Origin of the sequence: Rhizobium leguminosarum, from assembly GCF_019798305.1 — a bacterium.
GTDB classification, from domain to species: Bacteria; Pseudomonadota; Alphaproteobacteria; order Rhizobiales; family Rhizobiaceae; genus Rhizobium; species Rhizobium leguminosarum_U.
Genome location: NZ_JAAXDD010000002.1, coordinates 55881 through 76912, shown reverse-complemented (window position 1 = coordinate 76912; position 21032 = coordinate 55881). Strand labels below are relative to the sequence as shown.

The following is a 21032-nucleotide window of genomic DNA, read 5'->3' as shown; positions in this document are numbered from 1 at the left end:
GGTCGGCGTGCGAATGGCGCCTGGGGCGATGCTGTTGGCGCGGATGCGTTTTTCGGCATGCCAATGACTTCGTGATCAAGCGGCCCGCGGTCGATTTTAGTTTGCGCGCTGAACTCCGCTTTTGCAAGTGTGTTACTGTAACATACGCCCTAAATCAGTCCCGCGACTACGCCTGGAGCTGTCTTTGCTTTAAATTTGGAGCAAAAGACGGCTTGGCCGATGTTTAGCTATCAATCCTCCTCCACTAGGAGGAGTATGCGGCACGAGCGAAGATACAATAGTCGACAGCCTACACACCATGTCTGACCGCAAGGAGGATTTGAGATGGCTAGACCTCACGCATTGTTACTCGCCACGGGCCTGTTCCTGCCTTTTGCAGGTTTCCCGTTTTCGCCACATCCGACGCCGATCGCCGCCGCGCAGGAGCCGACTGCTTCCAGTCCCGTCCCGGCGGAAGACGACGCGCCGGCGCCGTTGAGCGAGGACGAACTCGAAATCCTGGTGGCGCGCATTGCACTTTATCCGGACGAACTGGTCGCGCTCGTCACGTCGGCGTCGCTCTATCCGCTGCAGGTCGTGGAAGCAGCCCGGTTTCTCGAAACCTTGAAGAAGCAGCCCGGGCTCAAGCCGAAGACGACGTGGGACGGCAGCATCGTATCGCTGCTGAACTATCCCCAGATCGTCACGATGATGAGTGATGATCTGGACTGGACGCAGTCGCTCGGAGAGGCGCTCTCCGTCCAGCAGAAGGACGTTCTGATCGCCATACAGCAACTGCGCGACAAAGCGGTCGCCGACGGCATCATCAAGACTGACGACAAGATCAAGGTCAGCCAGGAGAACGACAACGTCGTGATCGTCTCCGCCAGTCCTGACAAGATCTACGTTCCGAAGTATGCGCCGGAGATGCTGTATGAATCAAGCTATGCGGCTGAGCCTATCGGCTACTATTCAGAGCCGTATCCGAACTACTACTATCCGACCGCCACCTTTTTTGCGGGCGTGGTGACGGGAGCGGTTTGGGCCGCCGCCGTCGACTGGAACCGCTGGGGCGTATGGGGCGGGCGCTGGAACGGCAACGTCGACATCGACTGCAACAATTGCCTCAACAACATCAATGGCAAAGTGAATATCAACGACGTCGACTGGAAGAATGTCGATCGCAGCAAGATCGGGTTCGACGGCGCTCAGTTCAACAAGATGGACCGCAGTTCCTTCCGGAGCAGTATCGAGGCGAATCCCGGCAACAGGGTCGGAGCTAGAGGCAACGACCGTGAGAGCACGATCCGCGACCAGCCGGGCAAAATCAGTGTCAACGATGTCCGCAAGAGCAAGATCGATGCGGAAAGGATCAGTGCTGCCCGCAACAAGGCAGGCAACACGGGAGCGGCTCCTGGAGGCGGGAAGGCAGCGCAGGCCGCGCAGAACCGCAGGCCCGACGCGAGGACGACGAACAGAGCTGGCGAAAAGGCAAGGTCCGGGGCCAACGCCAAACGTCCGGTCGCAAAGCCGAAGCCAGCGGCCCGGGTCGACAACCGGCCCAGAAAGCCATCAGCCCTCGGTCAGGTCGACAGCGGCAGGCGCGCGCAGATGCAGTCCAACCGCGGCAGACAGGCCATGGCCGGGAGCAATCGCGGCGGCGGTAGAGCAATGTACGGCGGTGGCGGCGGCCGCGGTGGCGGTGGTGGTGGCCGCGGTGGTGGAGGTGGTGGCCGCGGCGGCGGTCGTCGGTGACCGAAAGAAGGAGGAAAGTGATGACCAAGTCAGTCAGAAACATGCTTCTGGGTTCTGTGTTCGCTCTTGCGGCTCTCGCCACCAATCCGGTTCCGACATCTGCGGCAGAGCCATCCGATGCGACCGTCATCTCGGGCTTCGCTTCGCAGAGCGATCCCCCGGTATTCGAGACGCCGGAACAAGCCGTCGAGGCCTTCAAGGCGGCCTTGTCGGCTGATGATTTCGACAAGTTTACGGCGCTGCTGGGAATTGATGCGGCGAAAGCGAAGGCAGACGAAGGCGTGATGGACACCTACGCACAGATCCGGGACGGCACGAAGAAGAAGATCGTCGTGAAGGACGTCGATGCCCGCAAGATCATCGAGATCGGCGACAAATTATGGCCTCTGCCATTTCCGATCGCGAAGGGCGACGATGGCAAATGGGGCTTCGACACCTATGCCGGGTTTGAGGAGATCATCAATCGTCGCGTCGGCGAGAACGAATTGCAGACCATCGACACGATGCGGGCCTATGTCGACGCTCAAAAGGAATATTCTTCCGCTGACCACGACGGTGACGGCGTTCTTGAATATGCCCAGAAACTGATCAGCAGCGACGGCAAAACCGATGGTCTCTATTGGTCGCCTGATCTTGGGGAGGGGGATAGCCCGGCGGGCAACGCTCTCGAAGACAATGCGGCCCTTGATAAGGCCAAGGCCGGCGAAGGCTATTACGGCTATCGCTATAGGATCATGGACGGCCAGGGGTCGAATATCGCGGGCGGAAAGTTCGATTATGTAATCAACGGCAACATGATCGCAGGATTCGCACTGATCGCCTGGCCGATCCGATATGGCGAAACCGGCGTGCACACCTTCGCAGTGAACGCGAACGGCACGGTCTACCAAGCCGATCTTGGCAGAGAGACCGAAAAGATAGCTGCTGGCATCAGGACCTTCAACCCGGGCGACAATTGGGACGTGACTGCTGATTGAACACGGTCGCTCGTGTTTGGAACCAAGTCCGCTCCACATCGTTGCCGCTTCGTATCTGACAATGATGCAAAGGAGGAAACGATGATTTCCGCAGATCAGATCCGTGAACATATGGAAGTTCGGGCTGCCGACGGCCCCCATGTCGGCACAGTCGATCATCTCGACGGCCCCACGCGCATCAAGCTGACGAAGACCGACTCGGGGGATGGCAAGCACCACTTGATTCCGCTTGATTGGGTCGACCACGTGGACGCCCACGTCCACCTATCGAAGAACGCCAGGGATGTCCGAAGCCAGTGGGCCACCATCAACTGACAGCGGGGAGGCTGCGGCTTGCGTGTCGCAGCCTCGTTAGAAGAGGATGATTGGAGCATGATGTCGTGCGAAAACCGCTCACACTTTTCGGCATCATGCTCTGACAGGAGCCTGCCATGTCGAAGCAATTGAAGAGGGGCGATGAGGTCAGCTGGAATACCAGCCAGGGAAGGACCGAGGGCAGGGTGGTCAAAAAGCAGAGCAGTCCGACGAAGATCAAAGGCCATAGCGTGAAAGCATCGAAGGCCGAGCCGAAACATATCGTCGAGGGCGACACGTCTGGAAAGCGTGCCGTCCACAAACCTGGCGAGCTCAGGAAGCTTTGACGCCGGCGGCCGTTGTTCGAGCAAAAAGGAGATCGATATGCCAGCCAAGTCCAAGGCCCAGCAGAAGGCGGCAGGCGCCGCACTTTCGGCCAAGCGTGGCGAGACGCCCAAGAGCGAACTCAAAGGCGCCTCGAAACAGATGGTCGAATCCATGAGCGAGAAACAGCTCGAGGAATTTGCCTCAACCAAGAGGAAGGGCAAACCTCAGCACGTTTCGAAATGAGAGATGTGGAACCGCCGCTGGCGTGTTACCGCCAAGCTCATGTCGTCATCGACTTCATGGAGAAATCCGCGACCTCATGCGTGTTGGAAAGCGCGTTCAGGATCGCGCGTGCCGACGCGTCGGGGTCCCTGGCGAGCCATCGCAGCTCGAACGTCACCTCGGCGCCGCTATCGGCGGTTCGGTGGCGTGACAGGAAGCCTGCATGGCATCTGAGCGGATTCAGTACTCGCGATAGGTCGGGGATATTGCCGTTCGAGGCGCGGACGACAAGCGTTGCCTTCTGTTCGCAGCGCAGCCATGTGTCCAGCCGCTTCAACGGCGACAGGACGATAAAGCCAACCGCGGTCGCCGCGATGCCGGTCAGGATCTGGCCGCCGCCGAAGCAGAGGCCGACCACCGTCATGAACCACAAGGTCGCCGCCGTCGTGACCCCGGTCAGCATGTCGCCGCGTTTGAGGATCGCTCCGCCGCCGATGAAGCCCACGCCCGTCAGGACACCGAGCGGAAAGCGCAGCACATCCATCTGCGTGAACGAGCCGGGCGTCTTTCCGTATACTGACAGAAGAAGGTTTGCCTGGATCATCGCCAGGCAGGCGGCAAGCGCCACCAGGATCGTGGTCCTGAAGCCTGCCGCATGACCGCCGCGTTCGCGATCGAGGCCGATGAGGCCGCCGGCAACCAATGTCAGAATGATCCGCGTGCCGATATCCCACCAGCTTGGTGTCAGCGGCATGGCATCCGTCAGGAACGAAGACATGTTCCCTTCCCGATCATGTGGTGACTCTCTCGCTTCTCACCGGGCATTCGCTTCTGCTCCAGCCACGTTGCACCAGGATGCACCCGGATGCACCACGGCGCACCGTGGTATAAACGCCGCGCGGCGCAGGACGTTCCGAACGCTCGCAGCCTATGGGGGTAACCGTAAAAGCGGCTGTCGATGGGGCCAGATTGGCGGTTCTTCTGCAGCCGGTGTATGATTCCGACAAAGGCCTGGGGCAAATGCCCATCAGCTACAAGACCTCATCGCACTAAATCGGAGTCCGAGATTGGCCGTCGCTTTCACCAAGGAAGAGAGTTTCGAAACCGCTTCGGAAACCCTGCTGCCCGATCGTCCGATTTCGCCGCATCCGAACCTGGTCACGGAAGCGGGATTGAGGGCTCTGGAATTGCAGGTCCAGCAGGCTCGCGAAGCCTATGATGCCGCAAGCCCCATCGAAGACGTGAACGAACGGCGGCGGCAGACGGCCAATCCCTTGCGTGATCTTCGTTACTTAGCCGCAAGACTTCGCACTGCCCAGCTCATGCCTGCCCCCACGTCAATCGATACCGTCGCCTTCGGCAGCACGGTGACTTTCCGTCGTGACGATGGGCGTGTGCAGACCTATCGCATTGTCGGAGAGGACGAGGCCGATCCGAAGGCCGGGTCCATTTCCTATGTCTCCCCGGTGGCGCGGCTCCTGATGGGCAAGGCTGTTGGGGATATGGTCGAGACAGGGGGCCAGGAACTGGAGATCATCGCCATCGCATAGGAGCATTCGCGTAGAGACCAGCAAGTTCGGCAGCTGCACGGCTTACGTCTGACAAAAGCGCACTCGGTCCCCGAGATGAGTGAAGCGTCAGAGATTGCGTTTCGCGATCTTGATGACCTCACGCGTCAGCTCCGCCAAGCGATCGGCGGCAAGGCGGTTTATCTGCCAATAGAGCGGGACGTCCAACGGCGTATCGGGAACCAGCTCCACCAGCCGTCCCGATAACAGATGCTCGCGGGTCAGCTGGGTCGGGTTCATTCCCCAGCCCATGCCCGAGAGGCTGGCTTCGACGAAACTTTGCGGCGACGGCAGCCAGTGGGTTGGGTAGTCGAGATCGTGTCCGAACATCCGCCGTACCCAGCTGCTTTGCAGCCTGTCCTTCTGATTGAAGGTCAGCGCCGGGGCGCTGCGGATTGCCTCTGATGTCACGCCATGCGGAAAGTGACGTGCGACGAAGTCGGGGGTTGCCGTCGCATGGTATCTGAGAACGCCGAGTGCAAAACGCCGGCATCCGCGGACCGGCTTTTCCACGCTGGTGACGGCTGCGATCACCCGCCCGCGCTGCAGCCATTCGGCTGTGTGGTCCTGATCGTCGACGGCGATGTTCAGCAGATAGGAAGAGCCCCGGGCGAAATTCGACATGGCCTCCACGAACCACGTCCCGAGACTATCGGCATTCGTCGCGATTTGAAGCGTGACCCTTTGACGTGGTTCGTCGGGATCGACGAGGGCCGGCAGTTGCCCGAAGAGTTCTGCTTCGAGCATGCCGACATTCTCCATATGGCGGCAGAGCCATTCTCCCTTTTCCGTCGCCGTGCACGGCGCGCCCCTGACGATGAGGACGACGCCGAGACGTTCCTCGAGCTGCTTCACGCGCTGGGAAATGGCCGAAGGCGTCACGTTCAGCACGGTCGCGGCTCTTTCGAAGCTACCTGTCTGGACAATGGTTGCAACTGCGCGAAGAGCGGGATAGTCGATCATGGATTAGTTTTGCTTAATTGGAGTAAGATGGATTAATTAGCCTAATTCTCCTAATCGCGATAGCGCAACCTCACCGAAATGAGGGGCGTTGGCCGAAGCGATGAATTTTTCGATTTATGGAACCGGCCTGATGATGGGCCTCAGCCTGATTGTCGCAATCGGCGCGCAGAACGCCTTCATCCTCCGCCAGGGCTTGCGCAACGAACATGTCTTCGCCGTCTGCCTCGCATGCGCGGTATCGGATGCCGCGCTGATCGTGCTTGGCGTGACCGGCCTCCAGCAAATCGCCAGGTTCATGCCCTGGCTCGATCCTGTCATGCGCTACGGCGGGGCCGTATTTCTGGTCTGGTATGGGGCAAGAAGCCTCTATTCCGCCTTGCGGTCGTCCGCCGCTCTCACGGCCGGGGAAGCCACAACGTCGAGCTTTCGGCAGACGATCGCGACCTGCCTCGCTCTCACCTGGCTCAACCCGCACGTCTATCTCGACACGGTGGTGTTGCTCGGCACGATATCGACACGATATCCGGGACAGCAGGCTTCTTTTGCAGCAGGCGCGGTGACGGGCTCCTTCCTGTTCTTCTTTTCGCTCGGATATGCCGCTACACGGCTGCGGCCGATCTTCTCGAAGCCCTCATCCTGGCGTTTGCTGGAAACGCTCGTCGCCTTCACGATGTGGGTCATCGCGTTCAAATTGCTGGGCGGGATGTGATCGCAGTTCGGCTGTCAGTCGGTCGCTGCGGCGCAGGGGCGCTCCGGGATGGTCAACTCCATCTCGCGCTGGCAATCTGCCAGCAGATGTGGCGGGAAGCGCCTCAACTCCCGAAGCGCATGCTCATGGTTGGCATCCCTGCGCCTCTGTGCCTTGAATGCGGAAAGGGCCTGTACGATATTCCAGATGCTTGTTTGAGACATGTCGGGCCTCCTTGGCTGCATTTAGCTGCCGACACGCGAAATATCGGGTTCAATTGACATTCAATCAAACAAAATGATATGGGGTTATAAATCAGAAAAATTGAAAGATGCGACGATGAGCATTCCCTTTCGCCGTCCCATTCCGCTGCTTGACAACGATGTATTGCGGACCTTTGTCGCTATCGCCGAGACGGGCAATTTTTCGACCGCCGCCGAGGCGGTCTTCCGCACACCGTCGGCGGTGTCGATGCAGATCAAGAAGCTCGAGGAACAACTCGGCGCGACGCTGTTTCTGCGCGATGCACGCTCGGTATCGCTGACGCGCCACGGCGAGATGTTGCTGTCTTATGCCCGTAACATCCTGGCGCTGTCGAACGAAGCGGTGTCGCGGTTTATCATGCCGGAGCTCAGCGGCGTCGTGCGGCTCGGCGCGCCGGAGGATATCGGCGAACGGCTGCTGCCGAGCATTCTGAAGAGTTTCGCCGAGAGCTATCCCGGCATCATGGTCGACGTGACGATCGACATGAGCATGGGGCTGAAGAAGCGCATGGAGGAGCAACGGCTCGACCTGGCGTTGATCAACTGTGCGACACGGCCGTTCCCGACTGGCGGAGAGGTCGTGTTCCGCGAGCGACTGGTCTGGGCCGGGGCCAAGTGCGGCTCGGCGCATCGCCGCGATCCACTGCCGATCTCGATCTGGGAGGATGGCTGCATCTGGCGCCAGGAAGCGCTCTCGCAGCTCGAACGCAACAAGCGGCATTATCGCGTCGCCTATCTCAGCGGTCACACGATGGCGCAGCGCGCGGCCGTACTTTCCGATCTCGCCATCGCGCCGCTGCCGCTGTCCTATGTCAACGAGGACATGGCGATCCTCGGACCTCAGGAAGGGCTGCCGGAGCTCGGCGCCTTCGATATCCGCCTGCTGACCGCCTCGCAGGTGTCAGGCCCGATCGAGACGGTGGCCGACAGCATTCGCGGCGCCTTTGCCGAGAGAGCGAAGGCCGTCGCCGCCTGAGGCGCCGACTTGGCCAGTGAACCTTTTGGATTGTCGCGCGTTATCGGCGCGGACGGCAATTGTCGCCGTTCGGGGTTGATTTCAAACAAGGATATCCGAGATGACGACAACGGCCAAAATTGCCGCAGCCTTGATGGTTCTGCTTGCCCTTTCTTCCTGCGGCAACACGATCCGCGGCATAGGAAAGGATACGGCAAATACCGTGAACGCCACGCAGGATGCCGGCCGCTCGGTCGACCGCGCCGCGAAGAAGTGACAACGGTTCAGCTTTCTTCCGAGGATTGCCGGATCAGATACTGACCGCGGGATCAGCTATCGGCCGGAGCCGGATCAAATAACCGAGTTCGGATCATCCTAAGGGGTGACCGGGGGATAAGCCTTTTCCAGCCCGCCGGATCGGTCGAGACCGATCCGGAAGGCCTGGTGGGCGGGATGCTGGCTGGAGCGGGCAGTTTCCGTCAGCCGGATCTGCAACCGGTCCGGCGCCTGGGTTCCGAGCCAGAATCCCAAATTTTCGAGCTTCAGCGAGTTCAGGAAACGCGATCCGGCGGCAAGATCGAGATGGCGGCGCAGGCCGTTGAGCAGGTTGTCGTCCTGGGCAGCGTTTTCCATGAGTAGCGCCAGATACGACTTGTCGGTCTCCGATAGCGCGGCGAGCTTTTCCGCAACGGTATCGCGGTCGGGAAAGGGAATCATCAAATCGTCCATGCTTGATCGTGTTTTTGCCGTTATAGGCTCGCCTTGACCTTCTCGGCTACCTCGACTGGCACCCATTTCGTCCACAGACTCTCGTAATTGCGAAGGAAATAGATCGCGGCATCCTCATTGCTTTCGCGGTTTTCGTCCTGCCAGGCGAGCACCTGATTGATCGTCGCATTGTCCCATTTGCGGGTCTTGAGATAGGTCGTGACAGGCCCGGCGCGGCTGGCGAAGGACCTGGTCATCAGTGTGAAGGCGCGCGAGACCGGGTAGGAGTTGAGCTCGGGCCTGGCGCAGCCGGCAACCGCGGTACAGCGGTCCCATTCGCTCTTGTTGTGGCCGACGCCGAAGCTCAGGCGCGTCATGTCGTATTTGCCGAGGATGGCAGTCGGCGCCCAGTAATAACCAAGCCAGCCGATCTTGTTGTCGAAGGCGCGGGCAATCGACGCATCGAGCCGTTCGGGACTGCCGGTCTCGACAAGCTCGAAGCTCTTCTTGTCGGCGGCAAGCGCCTTGAACAGGTTGGTGGTTGATATCTGGCAGCTCCAGTCGGCGGGACAGTTGTAAACTGCGCCCTTAGACGGGTCGTCCTCGGCGGGGAAGAGTTCGGGATGTTTCAGCGCGCCTTCGACCGAGCGGATGTCGGGGTGGGCGTCGGCGATGAATTTCGGTATCCACCAACCCTCGACGGCGCCGTCAGCCAGGATTTCGGCCCCCTGCACCAACCGGCCGCTGTTGACGGCCTGATCGAGCAGGGACCTGACGGAATTGATCCAGTATTCCGAGGCGATGTCGGGGGTGCCTTTCTCATTCATCGAGGCGAAGGTCGGCAGAGTGTCGCCATCGACAATGGCGACCGAACAGCCGTATCCCTTTTCCAGGATGATCTTGTCGAAGCTCGCCGCAATGCCTGCCGAGGCCCATTTCATTTCGGCGATCGAAACGCTGCCGCATTCGGCAGCTTCAGCCGGCGCGACGGTAGAAAGAGCCGCAGCAAAGACGGCCGGAATCAGAAACGTCTTCATCGTCATTCCCCGAATTCTTCTTAGGCGGACGCGCAGGCTCTGAAATCCACCGACAAATCTCTCCGGCACCCGAAGGGACAGTGCCTGCCGGGCGATACGGCAAGACTTTCCGGTTCATGGGCAGGCCATTGTTCAACAATGGCGCATTTTGATGAAGCCTACGCGTTCGCTCGCAGAAATCAACCATCTTCTGCTCATGGTTGCGTGACTAAATTATTGAATTCGAAGAATTTATGTCGGCATCCCGAAAATGGCGCCCTCCGGCGAAATGCACGCTTTTCGCGACCGGCGGCGGATCTTCGACAGAAATTTTGGCAAGAATGTCAAAAAAGATCAAAATTAACATTTGCGTAAGCCTTCAATAACTCTCCGGTAAGAATGTGCCGTTATCAGTTGGGGCGTGGCAGCAATGACCGCCGCTTCTCCGGTTCAGGTAGTGCGTACTGGAGAAAGCGAGCTTCGCCGTGTAAGGGCGAAGACGCCTGAGTTTTCGGCAAACCGCGCAGAGCCAAGGCCATGCGCGGTTTTCGCGTTTGTGTGGGAACTTGCACCGAGTTAAGTCTAGCGCCGGGCCAAGTCTAGCGCCGGGCCAGGTCTTGACCCGGGTCAAGCTTGACCCGAGGTTGCCGCCCATTGTAGGCCTCGCCTGAACGAGAGGCGAATGCGGGCCATCATGGCAAGAGCGATCATGCTGCAGGGAACCGGCTCGGATGTCGGCAAGACGGTTCTGGTTGCGGGCCTTTGCCGGTTGGCGGCCAATCGCGGGCTGACCGTCCGGCCGTTCAAGCCACAGAACATGTCGAACAATGCGGCGGTCGCCGATGATGGCGGCGAGATCGGTCGCGCGCAGTGGCTGCAGTCGTTGGCCGCCCGCGCGCCATCCTCAGTGCACATGAACCCTGTGCTGCTCAAGCCGCAATCGGAAAATGGCAGCCAGATCATCGTGCAGGGCAGGGTATTTGGGCAGGCGAAAGGACGCGATTACCAGCGGCTGAAGCCTCAGTTGCTCGGCGCTGTGCTCGAAAGCTTCGAAAGAGTGGCCGATGGCGCCGATCTCGTCATCGTCGAGGGCGCCGGATCGCCGGCTGAGATCAATCTCAGGTCCGGCGATATCGCCAATATGGGCTTTGCGACGCGCGCCGGCGTGCCGGTCGTGCTTGTCGGCGATATCGACCGCGGCGGCGTCATCGCTTCGCTGGTCGGCACGCATGCGATCCTCGACAGTACCGACCGGGCGATGATCTCGGGCTATATCATCAACAAGTTCCGCGGCGACGTCTCGTTGTTTGACGACGGTATCCGCGCCATCGAAGGTTTTACCGGTTGGCGGTGTTTCGGCGTCGTGCCCTGGCTGAGGGGGGCTGCGCGCCTGCCGGCCGAAGATTCGGCCGTGCTCGAACGGCTGGCGAGGGGCGGGACGGGCGCGCTGAAGATCGCCGTGCCGGTGCTGCCGCGTATCGCCAATTTCGACGATCTCGATCCGCTGAAGACCGAGCCGGACGTCGAGCTGGTCTTCGTGCGATCAGGCGAGCGGATACCTGCCGATGCGAGCCTCGTTGTGCTTCCCGGCTCGAAATCGACGATATCGGATCTCGCCGACTTCCGTGCCCACGGCTGGGATCGAGATCTCCAGGCGCATGTCAGGCGCGGCGGCCGGGTGATCGGCATCTGCGGCGGCTATCAGATGCTCGGCCGCATGGTGCGCGACCCGCTCGGCATCGAGGGCGGGACGCTCGAGATGCCGGGGCTTGGGCTGCTCGACATCGAGACCGAGATGGCATCGGAGAAAACCGTGCGCAACAGCCAGGCCCGCTCGACCGAATACGACACGCCGCTTGCCGGCTACCAGATCCATCTCGGCATCACCCGCGGCCCGGATTGCTATCGGCCTTCGGCGATCATCGACGGCGCGCCCGACGGGGCGATTTCGGCCGACGGCAGGATCATGGGCAGCTATCTGCACGGGCTCTTCGGCAGCGACGCCTATCGCGCCCGACTGCTTCAAAGCTTCGGCCTATCAGGCGAGCCGAGGAATTACCGCGAGAGCGTCGAGCAGGCGCTCGACGACGTCGCCGAGGAATTGGAATGTCATCTCGATCCGCACTGGCTGGCCGGGCTGCTCGGTTAGGCCGCACCTCGAACCGCCGTCGTTCGGCTATTGCCAAATTAGTTGACATTAATTGTCGCGACGGACCCGGCTGAGAGCGACGAAAACTATGAGCGTATTGGATAGATTTTCACTGGCAGGGCAGGTGGCGCTCGTGACCGGCGGCGGGCGTGGTCTGGGCTTCGAGATGGCGCGCGCCCTTGCAGAGGCCGGTGCGCATGTCATCGTCAACGGACGCACGGCGGCGACGTTGGAAGGCGCCGTAGAGACCATCCGTGCCGCGGCCGGCACGGCGGAGGCCGCCGCATTCGACATTGCCGACCGCGAGGCTCAGCGTGCTGTGATGGCCGATATCGACAAGATCCATGGTCGTCTGGATATTCTTATCAACAATGTCGGCGCCCGCGACAGGCGGCCGCTGGCCGAATTCGACGATGATGCTGTTATCGAGCTGCTGCGCACCGACCTGGCGGCGGCCATGACGCTTTCGCGCGACGCTGCCGTGTTGATGAAGCGACGCAATCACGGCCGCGATCGCGGTGACCTCGATCAGCGGCCATGTCGTCATGCCCGGCGATTGCGTCTATCCGGCAGCCAAGCAGGGACTGACCGGACTGATGCGCGGCATGGCGGTCGAGTTCGGCCCGTACGGCATCACCAGCAACGCAATTGCGCCCGGCTGGTTTGCCACCGAGACGAATGCGGCGATGGCTGCGGACGAGGAATTGATGCCCTTCATGCGCCAGCGCATCCCGGTCCAGCGCTGGGGACGGCCGGATGAGATCGCCGGCGCGGCGCTGTTTCTTGCAAGCGCCGCCGCCTCCTTCGTCAACGGCCATGTGCTGACGGTCGGCGGCGGCATGACGGTCAGGATGTAAGCGGCGATTCCCGAAGGTTCGGCGGCGCCAGCGCCTTTTCGCGTCTTCCGCCGATCGGCTGAGGTTTAATGTCGACGTCTTCCGCACGCCTGACAGGCGGGCTGAGTTCGCGTACGAGCTGCTGCAGGCTGCGCTGGTCTTCCGCTCCCGTCTTGTCGTAGATGGCGGCCAGTTGCGATTTCACGGTGCCGTCGGCAACGCCCTGTGCATTTGCGATCTCGGATCGCGTCATGCCTTCGGACACGTAGCCGACCACGCGCCGTTCGGCAGGCGTGAGAGCAAAAAGGGCCGCAACGGCCTCGACGGCCGACTGGATCACCGTTCCCGCCGCGGCGAGGAAGATCGCCGCAGCCGTCCGGCTTTCAAAGCGTCCCCTTTCTGTGCGCCGCTGCAACGGCAGAACATGAGCGACGGCGGGGCGTTCCGCCGAGGCAAGTGGAACATCGATCCCGGCGGCTGCGAGACTGATTTCGTCGCGCGCGCCAAGCGCCACGGCATTGGAAAGGGCGGCGCCTGCATATCCGTAGCGAGCGGCCAGCCGGCCCGAAAGCGAGTGGACAACCTGCTGCTCGCGCAGCCGTGCTTCGGCGGCTTCATTGGCAAAGAGGATTGTCATGTCTTCGGCGACGATGAAGACCGCATGATCGAGGGCGCCGATGACCTCCCTGAGGACGGCGGCTTCGGCGCGCTCCATCTCGAACATGTCGTGGATCGTTACGGCACGGCGGATATGCGGACCGAGCAGCCCGACGATGTCGAAGACGCGTCGTTCGCTCGGTTCGTATTGCCCTGAAATGTTGATCGTCCCGACACGGGTCGGGCGCTTCAGCACGGCCATGTCGATCGAGTTTAGAACCCCATATCTGGCATGAAAGTTCCGGTATAGCGCACCGCTCTTCCAGACGGCTTCGCCATCGGGTCCATAGAGGGAAAACATCCGCTCCAGCGTATCCGGCTGATCGATTTCCATTCGGTGGAGAAGGTGGAAGAACGGCACGTCCTTCGCATGCGCGACGAGGGTGCGGATGGCCTCTGCGTCGTCGCAGGCGATCTGGGCCAGCCGTGCAGACCGCGTGGTGGTGTCGAAGACGGCAAGCGTGGTTAGAAAACCATTCACCTGACCATTGATCAGACGAAGAGCGTTTGGTCAGGCATCCTCCCGGGCCACGCAATCATAAATAGCGCCGATAATTTCCGACAGCTGCTGTTCCATGATCACAATCCTGCATCAGCCCGGCCTGCGCGGTCAATTGTTGCCGGCCGTGGCGCCTTCATTTCCGGGATTTGCGAGTGATTTCATCCCCCACGCGGGAGATGTTTGATCGTGCAGATTTTTTACAACGCACTGTCAGCCGAAATCCAATCGGCTCGGACAACCAGAAATTGGAGGCAATGTTTATGAAAGCGACAAAAGCGCCAATCGCGGCGCCTCTCATTATGGCAGTTCTTCCGGCTGCAGCGCTCGGCGCCGGCCTGCCGGAACAGGTCCGGGAGGCCAATGCGCGATTCCGTGACGTCAACCAGGCCGTCAAGGAAGGCTATTCGCCGATCCCATGCACCAGCGGCATCGATGGCGGCGCGATGGGCATCCACTATGTCAATGCCGACCTCATCAAGAATGAGGCCGTTGATCTCTCCAAGCCGGAGGCCGTGATGTACGAGCCTGACAAAAGGATAAAACAATGCCGCAATTCGTTGTCGAACGAAACATTCCAGGTCTTGGGGACATGGACAAGGAAACCCTGCGCGAGATCTCCGCGAAATCCAACGCCGTCGTGGCCGCCCTCGGCGAACCCTATACCTGGATCACCAGCTATGTGACCGGGGACAAGATGTACTGCGTTCATGAGGCTGAGAGCGCCGAAGCGGTCTATCGGCGCGCTGAAAAGGGTGGCTTTCCGGCGGACCGCGTGACAGAGATCACCACGCTCATCGGCCCTCATTCGGCCGCGCGTTAAGGTCGCGTTCGATAGGGCGTGCCAACCACGCTCTGTCGCTTTTCAATCCGCGCATAGCCCTTTCACCAAACCGATCTCGATTTCGAGGTCTGCGCTTGGGGCGCGGGAGCCGGCCGGCGGACGAGGCGCCGACCGGCTCACAGGGCGCACCGATCTTTGTGATCGGCGCACGACTTCACGGGGACGATCATGAACGAGAAGCTCTTGTCAGGCGGGTTCGAACTGCGACTGCGCAAACCGGTGCTGCGGCTGTTTTCTCCGGCTCCTAGCCTCATGCTGTGGCGACGACGGCGATCGGTGGAAAATCGGCTTGGCGCGTTGTCGGACCACATGCTGAAGGACATTGCGGTGTCGAGAGGCGAGATCCCGTTCGTCGCCTCGCGAGACGGAGACTGGAACAGATTCCGCTAACCGAGCAGCCCTTCAGATATCGAAGTGAGGCCGAACGGTGGAGGAAAAGCACTGGCGCTCCCCGTTGTCATCTATAGATTCCGCATCGCTTCCACTCGCCCAGGAGTGGTATAACGATGCGAAGCAGTCTAATGAATGGGATGCGCGATGTTGCTCTCTTGGCGCTTATCTGCGGCTCTCGATTCTGTGTGGAGGCTCTCAAATTAACGTTCATATTCAGTGGCTTATAGAAAAAGGAATCACAGCCGAGCATATTGGCGAGCTGATAGCGGGATTGTGCGATCGTCTGATCGCGGATGGCTTTCCGATTTGGCGGGGAAGCATTTCGATGCCGTCTATTCATCCGACGTATGGCGGCGTCTCGGCGAATTTCGTGCGAGGCGGTGCGACCACGATCGAGAATGCCGAATATGGCACTGCCGGAGTGCTGAATTTCGAGAAGACCCCGATCTATTTTCTTTTGGGCCGTGGCGAAACGTCAGGTCGCTGGAACATCGCCAAGGGTGAGGGTGTCGATGACTACCCGCAGCTTGCGGAATTCGCGCATGGCGGCGGCACGGATCACCTGGTCAGCCTGCTCGAGTTCCCGAAGGAGGCCGCGCTGCGCGGGGTCAGTCTGTCTCTCACAAGTGACAGGCCGGGCGGATTTTCTGACGATCAACTGGCGATCATGGCGAAGCTCTTCCCGGCGCTGGGGTTGGCTTGCTACCGCATCGCGGCCTCGAAAACCGCTGCGGATATCCTCGCCGTCTATACGGGCGCCAAGACGAGCGCGCGCATCCTCGCAGGCGAGATCCAGAGAGGAAAGGGTGGCTCCATCAATGCTGCGATCCTGCTTGCGGATCTGCGAAACTTTACGGCGTTGACCGAAGTCTATCAGCCAGGCGAAATCGCCGGGTTTCTGGATGAGCATTTCGAGCTGATCGGTCGGCATGTCGAGGAGAATTCCGGTGAGATCCTCAAGTTCATGGGCGACAGCGTGTTGGCGATCTTTCCGACCGATGCCGAAGACCAGCAAAAGGCGTGCATGGCCGCACTGGCTTCCGCGAGGGATATCCTGGAAGCCAACAAGGTGCTGAACGGTCAGCGGAGGAATGATGGAGGTCCTGACATCGGCATCGATGCCGTGCTGCATCTCGGTGAGGTCTTCTATGGAAATATTGGCGCGCGCGGCAGGCTTGATTTCACGGTCATCGGCAGCGCCGTCAACGAGGCCTCGCGGCTTGAAAAGCTCTGCGGCATGCTTGAGCAAGACCTGCTGATGTCGGAGAGCTTCGCGACCACCTGCGCTGTGGCCTGCGAGTATCTGGGTTCGTTTGAATTGCGCGGCGTTTCGAAGCGAGCAGAGGTGTTCAAGCTCGCCGGCCCCGGATCATAGCGGCTCAGATCTCGCCTGACACCTCACGGCGGCGACGGTCGAGTTCTTCGCTGTAGCGGCGCAGCGTATAGCTTTCACTGAGCTGGCCGATCACCTTGCGTTCGATCAGGTTGTTGACGACGGCGAGTGCTTCGCTTTCGCTCTTGTCGAAGATCGCCGCTGCCTGCCTGGCATTCATCTGCGGCTGCAGGAAATCGTTTCGGTAGTGGATGAAATCGGCAAGCGTCTTGCCCTCGTCCTGCACGTCGGTCGGGTTGGCGTAGATCTCCGGCACCAGCACGAGGCCCGCATATTTGTCGCTCTCCTCGACGAGGATGACGCGCTGAGTCGAACCGATCGGGAAGGCCTGCTTGAATTCCTCCAGAGAGATGCCCGTCCTTGCCGTCTTGACGTCGGCGCGCATCAGCTTGTCGACCGTCAGATTGCGGATCCAGCCGACATCATGGGCGCTGCGGATGCTTTCGCCGCGAAGATGAAAGCGCCATGTAGCGAAGGAGTAGCCGAAGGTCGAGCGCACGACGAGCGAGGAGGTGATAACGGCAGCGAGCACCAGTGCCGTGATCGGAAAATCTCCGGTGATTTCGAGGGCCAGGAACGTCATCGTTAGCGGCCCGCCGATGACGGCGACGGCAAGCGAACTCATGCCGACCACGGCATAGATGACCGGCGTCAGCGTCGCATCGGCGAAATAGGGGCCACAATAGGCGAAGAGTTTGCCGAGCAGAGCGCCCATGAACAGCGAGGCGAAGAACAGCCCGCCCCTGAAGCCGGAGCCGATCGAGATCGCCGAGGCGAAGGATTTCAAGAGGAAGAGGCCGATCAGCGTCGGGATTGCCACCTCACGGGAAAGGTTGAGATGCAGCGCGCCGTGGCCGGCCGAGAGTACCTGCGGCGAGATCATCGCCAAGAGCCCGACGATGATGCCGCCGAGTGCCGGGCGGAAGGGCGGGGCGATCGAACTCTTGCGCGCCAGCTCCTCGACAAAGGCGACGCCCTGCATGATCAGGATGCCGACACCGGCGCAGAAAGCGCCGAGCAGCAGCGCCGGGATATAATCTGCCGGCACGACCGAGCCGAAGCTGCCGATATCGATGGTGAAATCGCTGCCGGCAAGCAGCCTTGCGATCAGGGTGGAGACAAGGGCGGAGACGACGACTGGCGTCAGCGAGACGATCGTATAGGTGCCGATGATCAGCTCGAAAGCATAGAAAGCACCGGTCAGCGGCGCGTTAAAGGCGGCGGCGATAGCGCCCGCCGCGCCGCAGCCAACGAGGGTGCGCAGGTCCGAGCGGCGAAGCTGCAGCTTCAGGCCGAATTTCGAGGCGAGGCCGGCGGCAAGCTGGGTATAGCCGGCCTCCAGGCCGACCGAGGCGCCGAAACCGTTGGAGATCAGGTTCTGCACGGCAACGATGATGCTATCCGTCAGGGACAGTCGGCCGCCATGCAGCGCATTGGCTTCGATCGGGTCGACCATCGGCTTCTTGCGCCGTTTCGCCAGCACGAAAAGCAACAGGCCGAGCAGGGCGCCGCCGATGACGGGGGCGGTGAGCAGCAGCATCTTGTTCTCGATCTCGGACGCGCTCAGCCGTTCGCTGTCGGCGATGCCGAAGACCAGCTGATGCAGCTCGTTGGAGACGTAGCTCATGCCGGTGACGGCAAGACCCGAGATGATGCCGACGACGGCGCCCGCCAGCGACAGGCCGACCTCGCTACGGCGGGTCAGCGCCCGCAGGCGTCCCGGATCGAAGAAAACACGCAGCGCGCGGAAACGGCGCCGATCCAATTTCATAAGCATGGCAAGACAACTAGGCAGGGAGAGGCCCGGTCAAGGGCGAAGGCGCAGTCCGCTTGCGACGCAATTGCGGCGAAAACCCGGCGGCTTGGATAAATATTTGTGACGTAAGTCTCTGATAAATGACGATGTTTTAGGTAGAGTAAGTCGTGTTGGAGCGGGCATACCGGCTGGCCGTCAACTGGTCGACCGCCAAGGCAGGTTGACTTCACCCCTGCGCTTGCCTAACCATCCCGATAACGGATGGTCGACTGACCATCCTGACATAACGGATGGTTCCGGATCGGTGTTACGCCCTTCCGGATGAAAAGGGAATGTGACGGGGCGGACCCAAGCCGGGCGCCTTCATCACAGCCGACCCCGCGACTGTAGAGCGGTCAGGGTCTTCCATCCGGCACTAAGCCCTTCCGGCCGGCGGCTTGCAATAATGCAAGCGGGCGGGATGGACGACATGCCGGAAAAGCCACTGGATATGCATGGTGATCAACCGGGGTCGGACGCCTCTCAAGTCTACGAATCGTCCACCTTTTCACTGATGCAGCCGGGAAGGCGAGGATGATCTGCTGGCACGATCAGGGCGACCGGTTTCCGGTCTGCCCCGATCGCGGCCGATAACCGCGAGCCAGGAGACCTGCCATGCGTGCCGGGCGAGAAGCCCACACCTGGGCACTATGCCCGTTGCCAGCACGGAGGTTGTCTTGGCTGAACGATTGAATTCGGCGCGGCCTGGCGCGGCGCGATGGAGGGACGCTTTCCTCTCCTCCCTCATTCCTGTGCTTGTCACAGGAATCCAGTGTGCCCAAGTCCTTGGGCACAGGAGAATCATTTCTCGGCGGCACGGAAACATTCACGGCGCGGACGCGCCGTGGCTGGATTCCCGTGACAAGCACAGGAATGAGGGTGGTGGGTGGCGCCGCGCGATGCCTCCAAGCAGCGCTGCAAGAGGAGCGCTTTCGGCCGCTTATGTCGAATGCTGGGTACCCCCCTCTGTCCTGCCGGACATCTCCCCCACAAGGAGGGAGATCGGCAAGCAGCACGACCGTCGGCCTACATCAATTGTTTGGAGAAAAGCTCTCGGCGATTCAATCTCCCCCTTTGTGGGGGAGATGTCCGGCAGGACAGAGGGGGGTGTCACACCCTCAGTAACCGACACAGATGCACTCGGAGAAAGCCACGGCTACGCACTCTCCCTGAGGGGCGTTTGAATATGACCGCCACCTTCATCCTGGGCGGCGCGCGCTCCGGCAAGTCGCGCTTTGCCGAAGACCTCGTGACGGCTACCGAACTCGACCGCCATTACCTTGCGACTGGCCGCGCTTGGGACGAGGAGATGCAGGCGCGCATCGCCCAACACAAATTCGACCGCGGCCCGTCCTGGACGACGCATGAAGAGCCGCTCGATCTTGTCGGCAAACTCGCCGCCATCGACGGCGAAGGCCGCATCGTGCTGATTGATTGCCTGACGCTCTGGGTCACCAATCTGATGCTGGAGGAGCGTGAGATGGCGGCGGAGTTTGGCGCCCTTGCCGATTTCCTGCCCGCCGCGATGGCGCGCCTCGTTTTCGTTTCCAATGAGGTCGGTCTCGGCATCGTGCCCGACAATCGCATGGCGCGGGATTTTCGCGATCATGCCGGCCGCTTGCACCAATCGATCGCGGCGAAGGCCGCCGAAGTTTATTTCATCGCGGCAGGCCTGTCGCTGAAAATGAAGGGTTAAGTCCATGAACCAGCAGAAGATTCCCGCAACCGTCATCACCGGCTTCCTCGGCGCCGGCAAGACGACGATGATCCGCAATCTGCTCACCAATGCCGGCGGCAAGAAGATTGCGCTGATCATCAACGAATTCGGCGATCTCGGTGTCGACGGCGACGTGCTGAAGGGCTGCGGTGCGGAGAATTGCACCGAGGACGACATCATCGAACTGACCAATGGCTGCATCTGCTGCACCGTCGCCGATGATTTCATTCCGACGATGACCAAGCTGCTCGAGCGCGAACATCGGCCCGACCATATCGTCATCGAGACCTCGGGCCTTGCTTTGCCGCAGCCGCTAGTCGCTGCTTTCAACTGGCCGGACATTCGCACCCAGGTGACCGTCGATGGCGTCATCACGGTGGTCGATAGTGCTGCCGTTGCCGCCGGCCGCTTCGCCGACGATCCTGATGCCGTCGATGCGCGCCGCGCCGAGGATGAATCGCTCGATCACGAAAGCCCGATCGAGGAGCTGTTCGAGGACCAACTCACCTGCGCCGACCTCATCGTGCTCAACAAGACCGACCTGATCGACGCGGCGGGCCTCATCAGGGTGCGTGACGAGGTCGCCTCCCGCACCGTCCGCAAGCCGGTCATGATCGAGGCACGGAACGGCGAGGTGTCGGCCGGCATTCTGCTCGGCCTCGGCATCGGCACGGAGGACGATGTCGCCAATCGCAAGTCGCATCACGAGCTGGAGCACGAGGACGGTGCGCCGCACGACCATGACGAATTCGACAGCTTCGTTGTCGAGCTCGGAGCCATTGCCGATCCCGCTGGCTTCGTCGAAGCGCTGAAGGGTATCATTGCTGCCCATGACGTGCTGCGGCTCAAGGGTTTCGTCGATGTGTCAGGCAAGCCGATGCGCCTGCAGCTCCAGGCCGTCGGCAGCCGCATCGACCATTATTTCGACCGCGCCTGGGCGCCCGGTGAAAAGCGCGGCACGCGCCTCGTCGTCATCGGCCTGCACGAAATGGATCAGGGCGTGGTGAGGGCGGCGATCGAAGCGCTGGCGTAAC

22 protein-coding genes, 2 pseudogenes and 1 riboswitch are annotated in these 21032 nt (G+C 60.9%); of the genes and pseudogenes, 17 read left to right on the top strand and 7 right to left on the bottom strand.

What is annotated here, in order from left to right; translation table 11 throughout:
- Positions 1–324: 324 nt before the first annotated feature.
- The 5 genes from HFO99_RS03710 (at position 325) to HFO99_RS03690 (ending at position 3575) form a co-directional block, all read left to right on the top strand.
- Positions 325–1734: a DUF3300 domain-containing protein gene (locus HFO99_RS03710; RefSeq protein WP_222359361.1), complete on the top strand. Its 1410-nt coding sequence runs from the start codon at positions 325–327 to the stop codon at positions 1732–1734.
- Between the two features lie 20 nt (positions 1735–1754).
- A complete protein-coding gene (locus tag HFO99_RS03705) occupies positions 1755–2711 on the top strand; it encodes a DUF2950 domain-containing protein (RefSeq protein ID WP_222359359.1) in 957 nt (318 codons plus the stop codon).
- 81 nt (positions 2712–2792) lie between these two features.
- The gene (locus HFO99_RS03700; protein WP_222359356.1) at positions 2793–3026 is read left to right on the top strand and encodes a DUF2171 domain-containing protein; all 234 of its coding nucleotides are present in this window, start codon (positions 2793–2795) and stop codon (positions 3024–3026) included.
- 116 nt (positions 3027–3142) lie between these two features.
- On the top strand, positions 3143–3352 hold the full coding sequence (locus HFO99_RS03695; protein ID WP_222249859.1) for a DUF2945 domain-containing protein: 210 nt from the start codon (positions 3143–3145) through the stop codon (positions 3350–3352).
- A 37-nt stretch (positions 3353–3389) separates the two neighbouring features.
- On the top strand, positions 3390–3575 hold the full coding sequence (locus tag HFO99_RS03690) for a DUF3008 family protein (RefSeq protein ID WP_003560205.1): 186 nt from the start codon (positions 3390–3392) through the stop codon (positions 3573–3575).
- A 37-nt stretch (positions 3576–3612) separates the two neighbouring features.
- Here the strand turns inward: HFO99_RS03690 and HFO99_RS03685 are convergent, their stop codons facing one another.
- Positions 3613–4332 carry an MgtC/SapB family protein gene (locus HFO99_RS03685; protein ID WP_222359354.1) on the bottom strand — a complete coding sequence of 240 codons (720 nt, stop codon included), beginning with the start codon at positions 4330–4332 and terminating at the stop codon, positions 3613–3615.
- Between the two features lie 289 nt (positions 4333–4621).
- Here HFO99_RS03685 and greA point away from each other — a divergent pair, with 289 nt between their 5' ends.
- Positions 4622–5104 carry a transcription elongation factor GreA gene (gene greA, locus HFO99_RS03680; protein WP_222359352.1) on the top strand — a complete coding sequence of 161 codons (483 nt, stop codon included), beginning with the start codon at positions 4622–4624 and terminating at the stop codon, positions 5102–5104.
- An 87-nt stretch (positions 5105–5191) separates the two neighbouring features.
- Here greA and HFO99_RS03675 read toward each other — a convergent pair whose 3' ends face one another.
- Positions 5192–6085, bottom strand: a complete 894-nt coding sequence (locus HFO99_RS03675) for a LysR family transcriptional regulator ArgP (protein ID WP_222359350.1) — start codon at positions 6083–6085, stop codon at positions 5192–5194.
- A 100-nt stretch (positions 6086–6185) separates the two neighbouring features.
- Between HFO99_RS03675 and HFO99_RS03670 the strand changes: the two genes are divergently transcribed.
- On the top strand, positions 6186–6794 hold the full coding sequence (locus tag HFO99_RS03670) for a LysE/ArgO family amino acid transporter (RefSeq protein ID WP_222336085.1): 609 nt from the start codon (positions 6186–6188) through the stop codon (positions 6792–6794).
- A gap of 14 nt (positions 6795–6808) precedes the next feature.
- On the opposite strand, the gene HFO99_RS03665 is transcribed toward HFO99_RS03670, so the two are convergent.
- Complete coding sequence (locus tag HFO99_RS03665; protein ID WP_222359348.1) at positions 6809–6997, bottom strand: hypothetical protein; 189 nt, start codon at positions 6995–6997, stop codon at positions 6809–6811.
- Positions 6998–7070: 73 nt separating this feature from the next.
- On the opposite strand from HFO99_RS03665, the gene HFO99_RS03660 reads away from it, so the two are divergent.
- Together HFO99_RS03660 and HFO99_RS03655 are read left to right on the top strand one after the other, a co-directional pair.
- Positions 7071–8012 carry a LysR family transcriptional regulator gene (locus tag HFO99_RS03660; RefSeq protein WP_018074580.1) on the top strand — a complete coding sequence of 314 codons (942 nt, stop codon included), beginning with the start codon at positions 7071–7073 and terminating at the stop codon, positions 8010–8012.
- 100 nt (positions 8013–8112) lie between these two features.
- Entirely contained in the window at positions 8113–8268 is a 156-nt protein-coding gene (locus HFO99_RS03655; RefSeq protein ID WP_003540537.1) for a hypothetical protein, read from the top strand.
- A gap of 98 nt (positions 8269–8366) precedes the next feature.
- On the opposite strand, the gene HFO99_RS03650 is transcribed toward HFO99_RS03655, so the two are convergent.
- Together HFO99_RS03650 and HFO99_RS03645 are read right to left on the bottom strand one after the other, a co-directional pair.
- Positions 8367–8720 carry a hypothetical protein gene (locus HFO99_RS03650; RefSeq protein ID WP_222359347.1) on the bottom strand — a complete coding sequence of 118 codons (354 nt, stop codon included), beginning with the start codon at positions 8718–8720 and terminating at the stop codon, positions 8367–8369.
- Positions 8721–8740: 20 nt separating this feature from the next.
- Entirely contained in the window at positions 8741–9742 is a 1002-nt protein-coding gene (locus HFO99_RS03645) for a glycine betaine ABC transporter substrate-binding protein (RefSeq protein ID WP_222359345.1), read from the bottom strand.
- Between the two features lie 667 nt (positions 9743–10409).
- Between HFO99_RS03645 and HFO99_RS03640 the strand changes: the two genes are divergently transcribed.
- Together HFO99_RS03640 and HFO99_RS03635 are read left to right on the top strand one after the other, a co-directional pair.
- The gene (locus HFO99_RS03640) at positions 10410–11864 is read left to right on the top strand and encodes a cobyric acid synthase (protein WP_222359887.1); all 1455 of its coding nucleotides are present in this window, start codon (positions 10410–10412) and stop codon (positions 11862–11864) included.
- 88 nt (positions 11865–11952) lie between these two features.
- Positions 11953–12721 (top strand): annotated as a pseudogene (locus HFO99_RS03635) (SDR family oxidoreductase).
- Here HFO99_RS03635 and HFO99_RS33780 read toward each other — a convergent pair.
- Positions 12711–13838: a helix-turn-helix transcriptional regulator gene (locus HFO99_RS33780; protein ID WP_315860466.1), complete on the bottom strand. Its 1128-nt coding sequence runs from the start codon at positions 13836–13838 to the stop codon at positions 12711–12713. The pseudogene HFO99_RS03635 and the gene HFO99_RS33780 sit on opposite strands and share 11 nt — an antisense overlap.
- A gap of 281 nt (positions 13839–14119) precedes the next feature.
- On the opposite strand from HFO99_RS33780, the pseudogene HFO99_RS33255 reads away from it, so the two are divergent.
- From HFO99_RS33255 to HFO99_RS03610, 4 genes and pseudogenes are all read left to right on the top strand, one after another.
- Positions 14120–14401 (top strand): annotated as a pseudogene (locus HFO99_RS33255) (hypothetical protein); the annotation flags it as partial.
- Positions 14402–14403: 2 nt separating this feature from the next.
- Complete coding sequence (locus HFO99_RS03620; RefSeq protein ID WP_222359341.1) at positions 14404–14679, top strand: DUF4242 domain-containing protein; 276 nt, start codon at positions 14404–14406, stop codon at positions 14677–14679.
- Between the two features lie 189 nt (positions 14680–14868).
- On the top strand, positions 14869–15090 hold the full coding sequence (locus tag HFO99_RS03615; protein WP_222359339.1) for a DUF1127 domain-containing protein: 222 nt from the start codon (positions 14869–14871) through the stop codon (positions 15088–15090).
- Between the two features lie 169 nt (positions 15091–15259).
- Positions 15260–16468, top strand: a complete 1209-nt coding sequence (locus HFO99_RS03610; RefSeq protein WP_261323018.1) for an adenylate/guanylate cyclase domain-containing protein — start codon at positions 15260–15262, stop codon at positions 16466–16468.
- A 4-nt stretch (positions 16469–16472) separates the two neighbouring features.
- Here the strand turns inward: HFO99_RS03610 and HFO99_RS03605 are convergent, their stop codons facing one another.
- Entirely contained in the window at positions 16473–18263 is a 1791-nt protein-coding gene (locus HFO99_RS03605; RefSeq protein WP_222359337.1) for a chloride channel protein, read from the bottom strand.
- 253 nt (positions 18264–18516) lie between these two features.
- A riboswitch (cobalamin riboswitch) is annotated at positions 18517–18914 on the top strand.
- A gap of 553 nt (positions 18915–19467) precedes the next feature.
- Here HFO99_RS03605 and cobU point away from each other — a divergent pair.
- Together cobU and cobW are read left to right on the top strand one after the other, a co-directional pair.
- Positions 19468–19977, top strand: coding sequence for a bifunctional adenosylcobinamide kinase/adenosylcobinamide-phosphate guanylyltransferase (gene cobU, locus HFO99_RS03600; protein ID WP_222359334.1), 510 nt, complete (start codon positions 19468–19470; stop codon positions 19975–19977).
- Between the two features lie 4 nt (positions 19978–19981).
- Positions 19982–21031, top strand: a complete 1050-nt coding sequence (gene cobW / locus HFO99_RS03595; protein ID WP_222359332.1) for a cobalamin biosynthesis protein CobW — start codon at positions 19982–19984, stop codon at positions 21029–21031.
- The last annotated feature ends 1 nt before the right edge of the window (position 21032 follow it).

What these genes read in the sequence shown, in the direction of transcription:
- HFO99_RS03615 (WP_222359339.1), top strand. Translation starts at nt 14,869, where the DNA reads ATGAACGAGAAGCTCTTGTCAGGCGGGTTCGAACTGCGACTGCGCAAA.
- HFO99_RS03690 (WP_003560205.1), top strand. Translation starts at nt 3,390, where the DNA reads ATGCCAGCCAAGTCCAAGGCCCAGCAGAAGGCGGCAGGCGCCGCACTT.
- HFO99_RS03605 (WP_222359337.1), bottom strand. Translation starts at nt 18,263, where the DNA reads ATGCTTATGAAATTGGATCGGCGCCGTTTCCGCGCGCTGCGTGTTTTC.
- HFO99_RS03640 (WP_222359887.1), top strand. Translation starts at nt 10,410, where the DNA reads ATGGCAAGAGCGATCATGCTGCAGGGAACCGGCTCGGATGTCGGCAAG.
- HFO99_RS03650 (WP_222359347.1), bottom strand. Translation starts at nt 8,720, where the DNA reads ATGGACGATTTGATGATTCCCTTTCCCGACCGCGATACCGTTGCGGAA.
- HFO99_RS03655 (WP_003540537.1), top strand. Translation starts at nt 8,113, where the DNA reads ATGACGACAACGGCCAAAATTGCCGCAGCCTTGATGGTTCTGCTTGCC.
- HFO99_RS03695 (WP_222249859.1), top strand. Translation starts at nt 3,143, where the DNA reads ATGTCGAAGCAATTGAAGAGGGGCGATGAGGTCAGCTGGAATACCAGC.
- HFO99_RS03660 (WP_018074580.1), top strand. Translation starts at nt 7,071, where the DNA reads ATGATATGGGGTTATAAATCAGAAAAATTGAAAGATGCGACGATGAGC.
- HFO99_RS03620 (WP_222359341.1), top strand. Translation starts at nt 14,404, where the DNA reads ATGCCGCAATTCGTTGTCGAACGAAACATTCCAGGTCTTGGGGACATG.
- HFO99_RS03685 (WP_222359354.1), bottom strand. Translation starts at nt 4,332, where the DNA reads ATGTCTTCGTTCCTGACGGATGCCATGCCGCTGACACCAAGCTGGTGG.
- HFO99_RS03705 (WP_222359359.1), top strand. Translation starts at nt 1,755, where the DNA reads ATGACCAAGTCAGTCAGAAACATGCTTCTGGGTTCTGTGTTCGCTCTT.
- HFO99_RS03645 (WP_222359345.1), bottom strand. Translation starts at nt 9,742, where the DNA reads ATGACGATGAAGACGTTTCTGATTCCGGCCGTCTTTGCTGCGGCTCTT.
- HFO99_RS03675 (WP_222359350.1), bottom strand. Translation starts at nt 6,085, where the DNA reads ATGATCGACTATCCCGCTCTTCGCGCAGTTGCAACCATTGTCCAGACA.
- cobW (WP_222359332.1), top strand. Translation starts at nt 19,982, where the DNA reads ATGAACCAGCAGAAGATTCCCGCAACCGTCATCACCGGCTTCCTCGGC.
- HFO99_RS03665 (WP_222359348.1), bottom strand. Translation starts at nt 6,997, where the DNA reads ATGTCTCAAACAAGCATCTGGAATATCGTACAGGCCCTTTCCGCATTC.
- HFO99_RS03700 (WP_222359356.1), top strand. Translation starts at nt 2,793, where the DNA reads ATGATTTCCGCAGATCAGATCCGTGAACATATGGAAGTTCGGGCTGCC.
- cobU (WP_222359334.1), top strand. Translation starts at nt 19,468, where the DNA reads ATGACCGCCACCTTCATCCTGGGCGGCGCGCGCTCCGGCAAGTCGCGC.
- HFO99_RS03670 (WP_222336085.1), top strand. Translation starts at nt 6,186, where the DNA reads ATGAATTTTTCGATTTATGGAACCGGCCTGATGATGGGCCTCAGCCTG.
- HFO99_RS03710 (WP_222359361.1), top strand. Translation starts at nt 325, where the DNA reads ATGGCTAGACCTCACGCATTGTTACTCGCCACGGGCCTGTTCCTGCCT.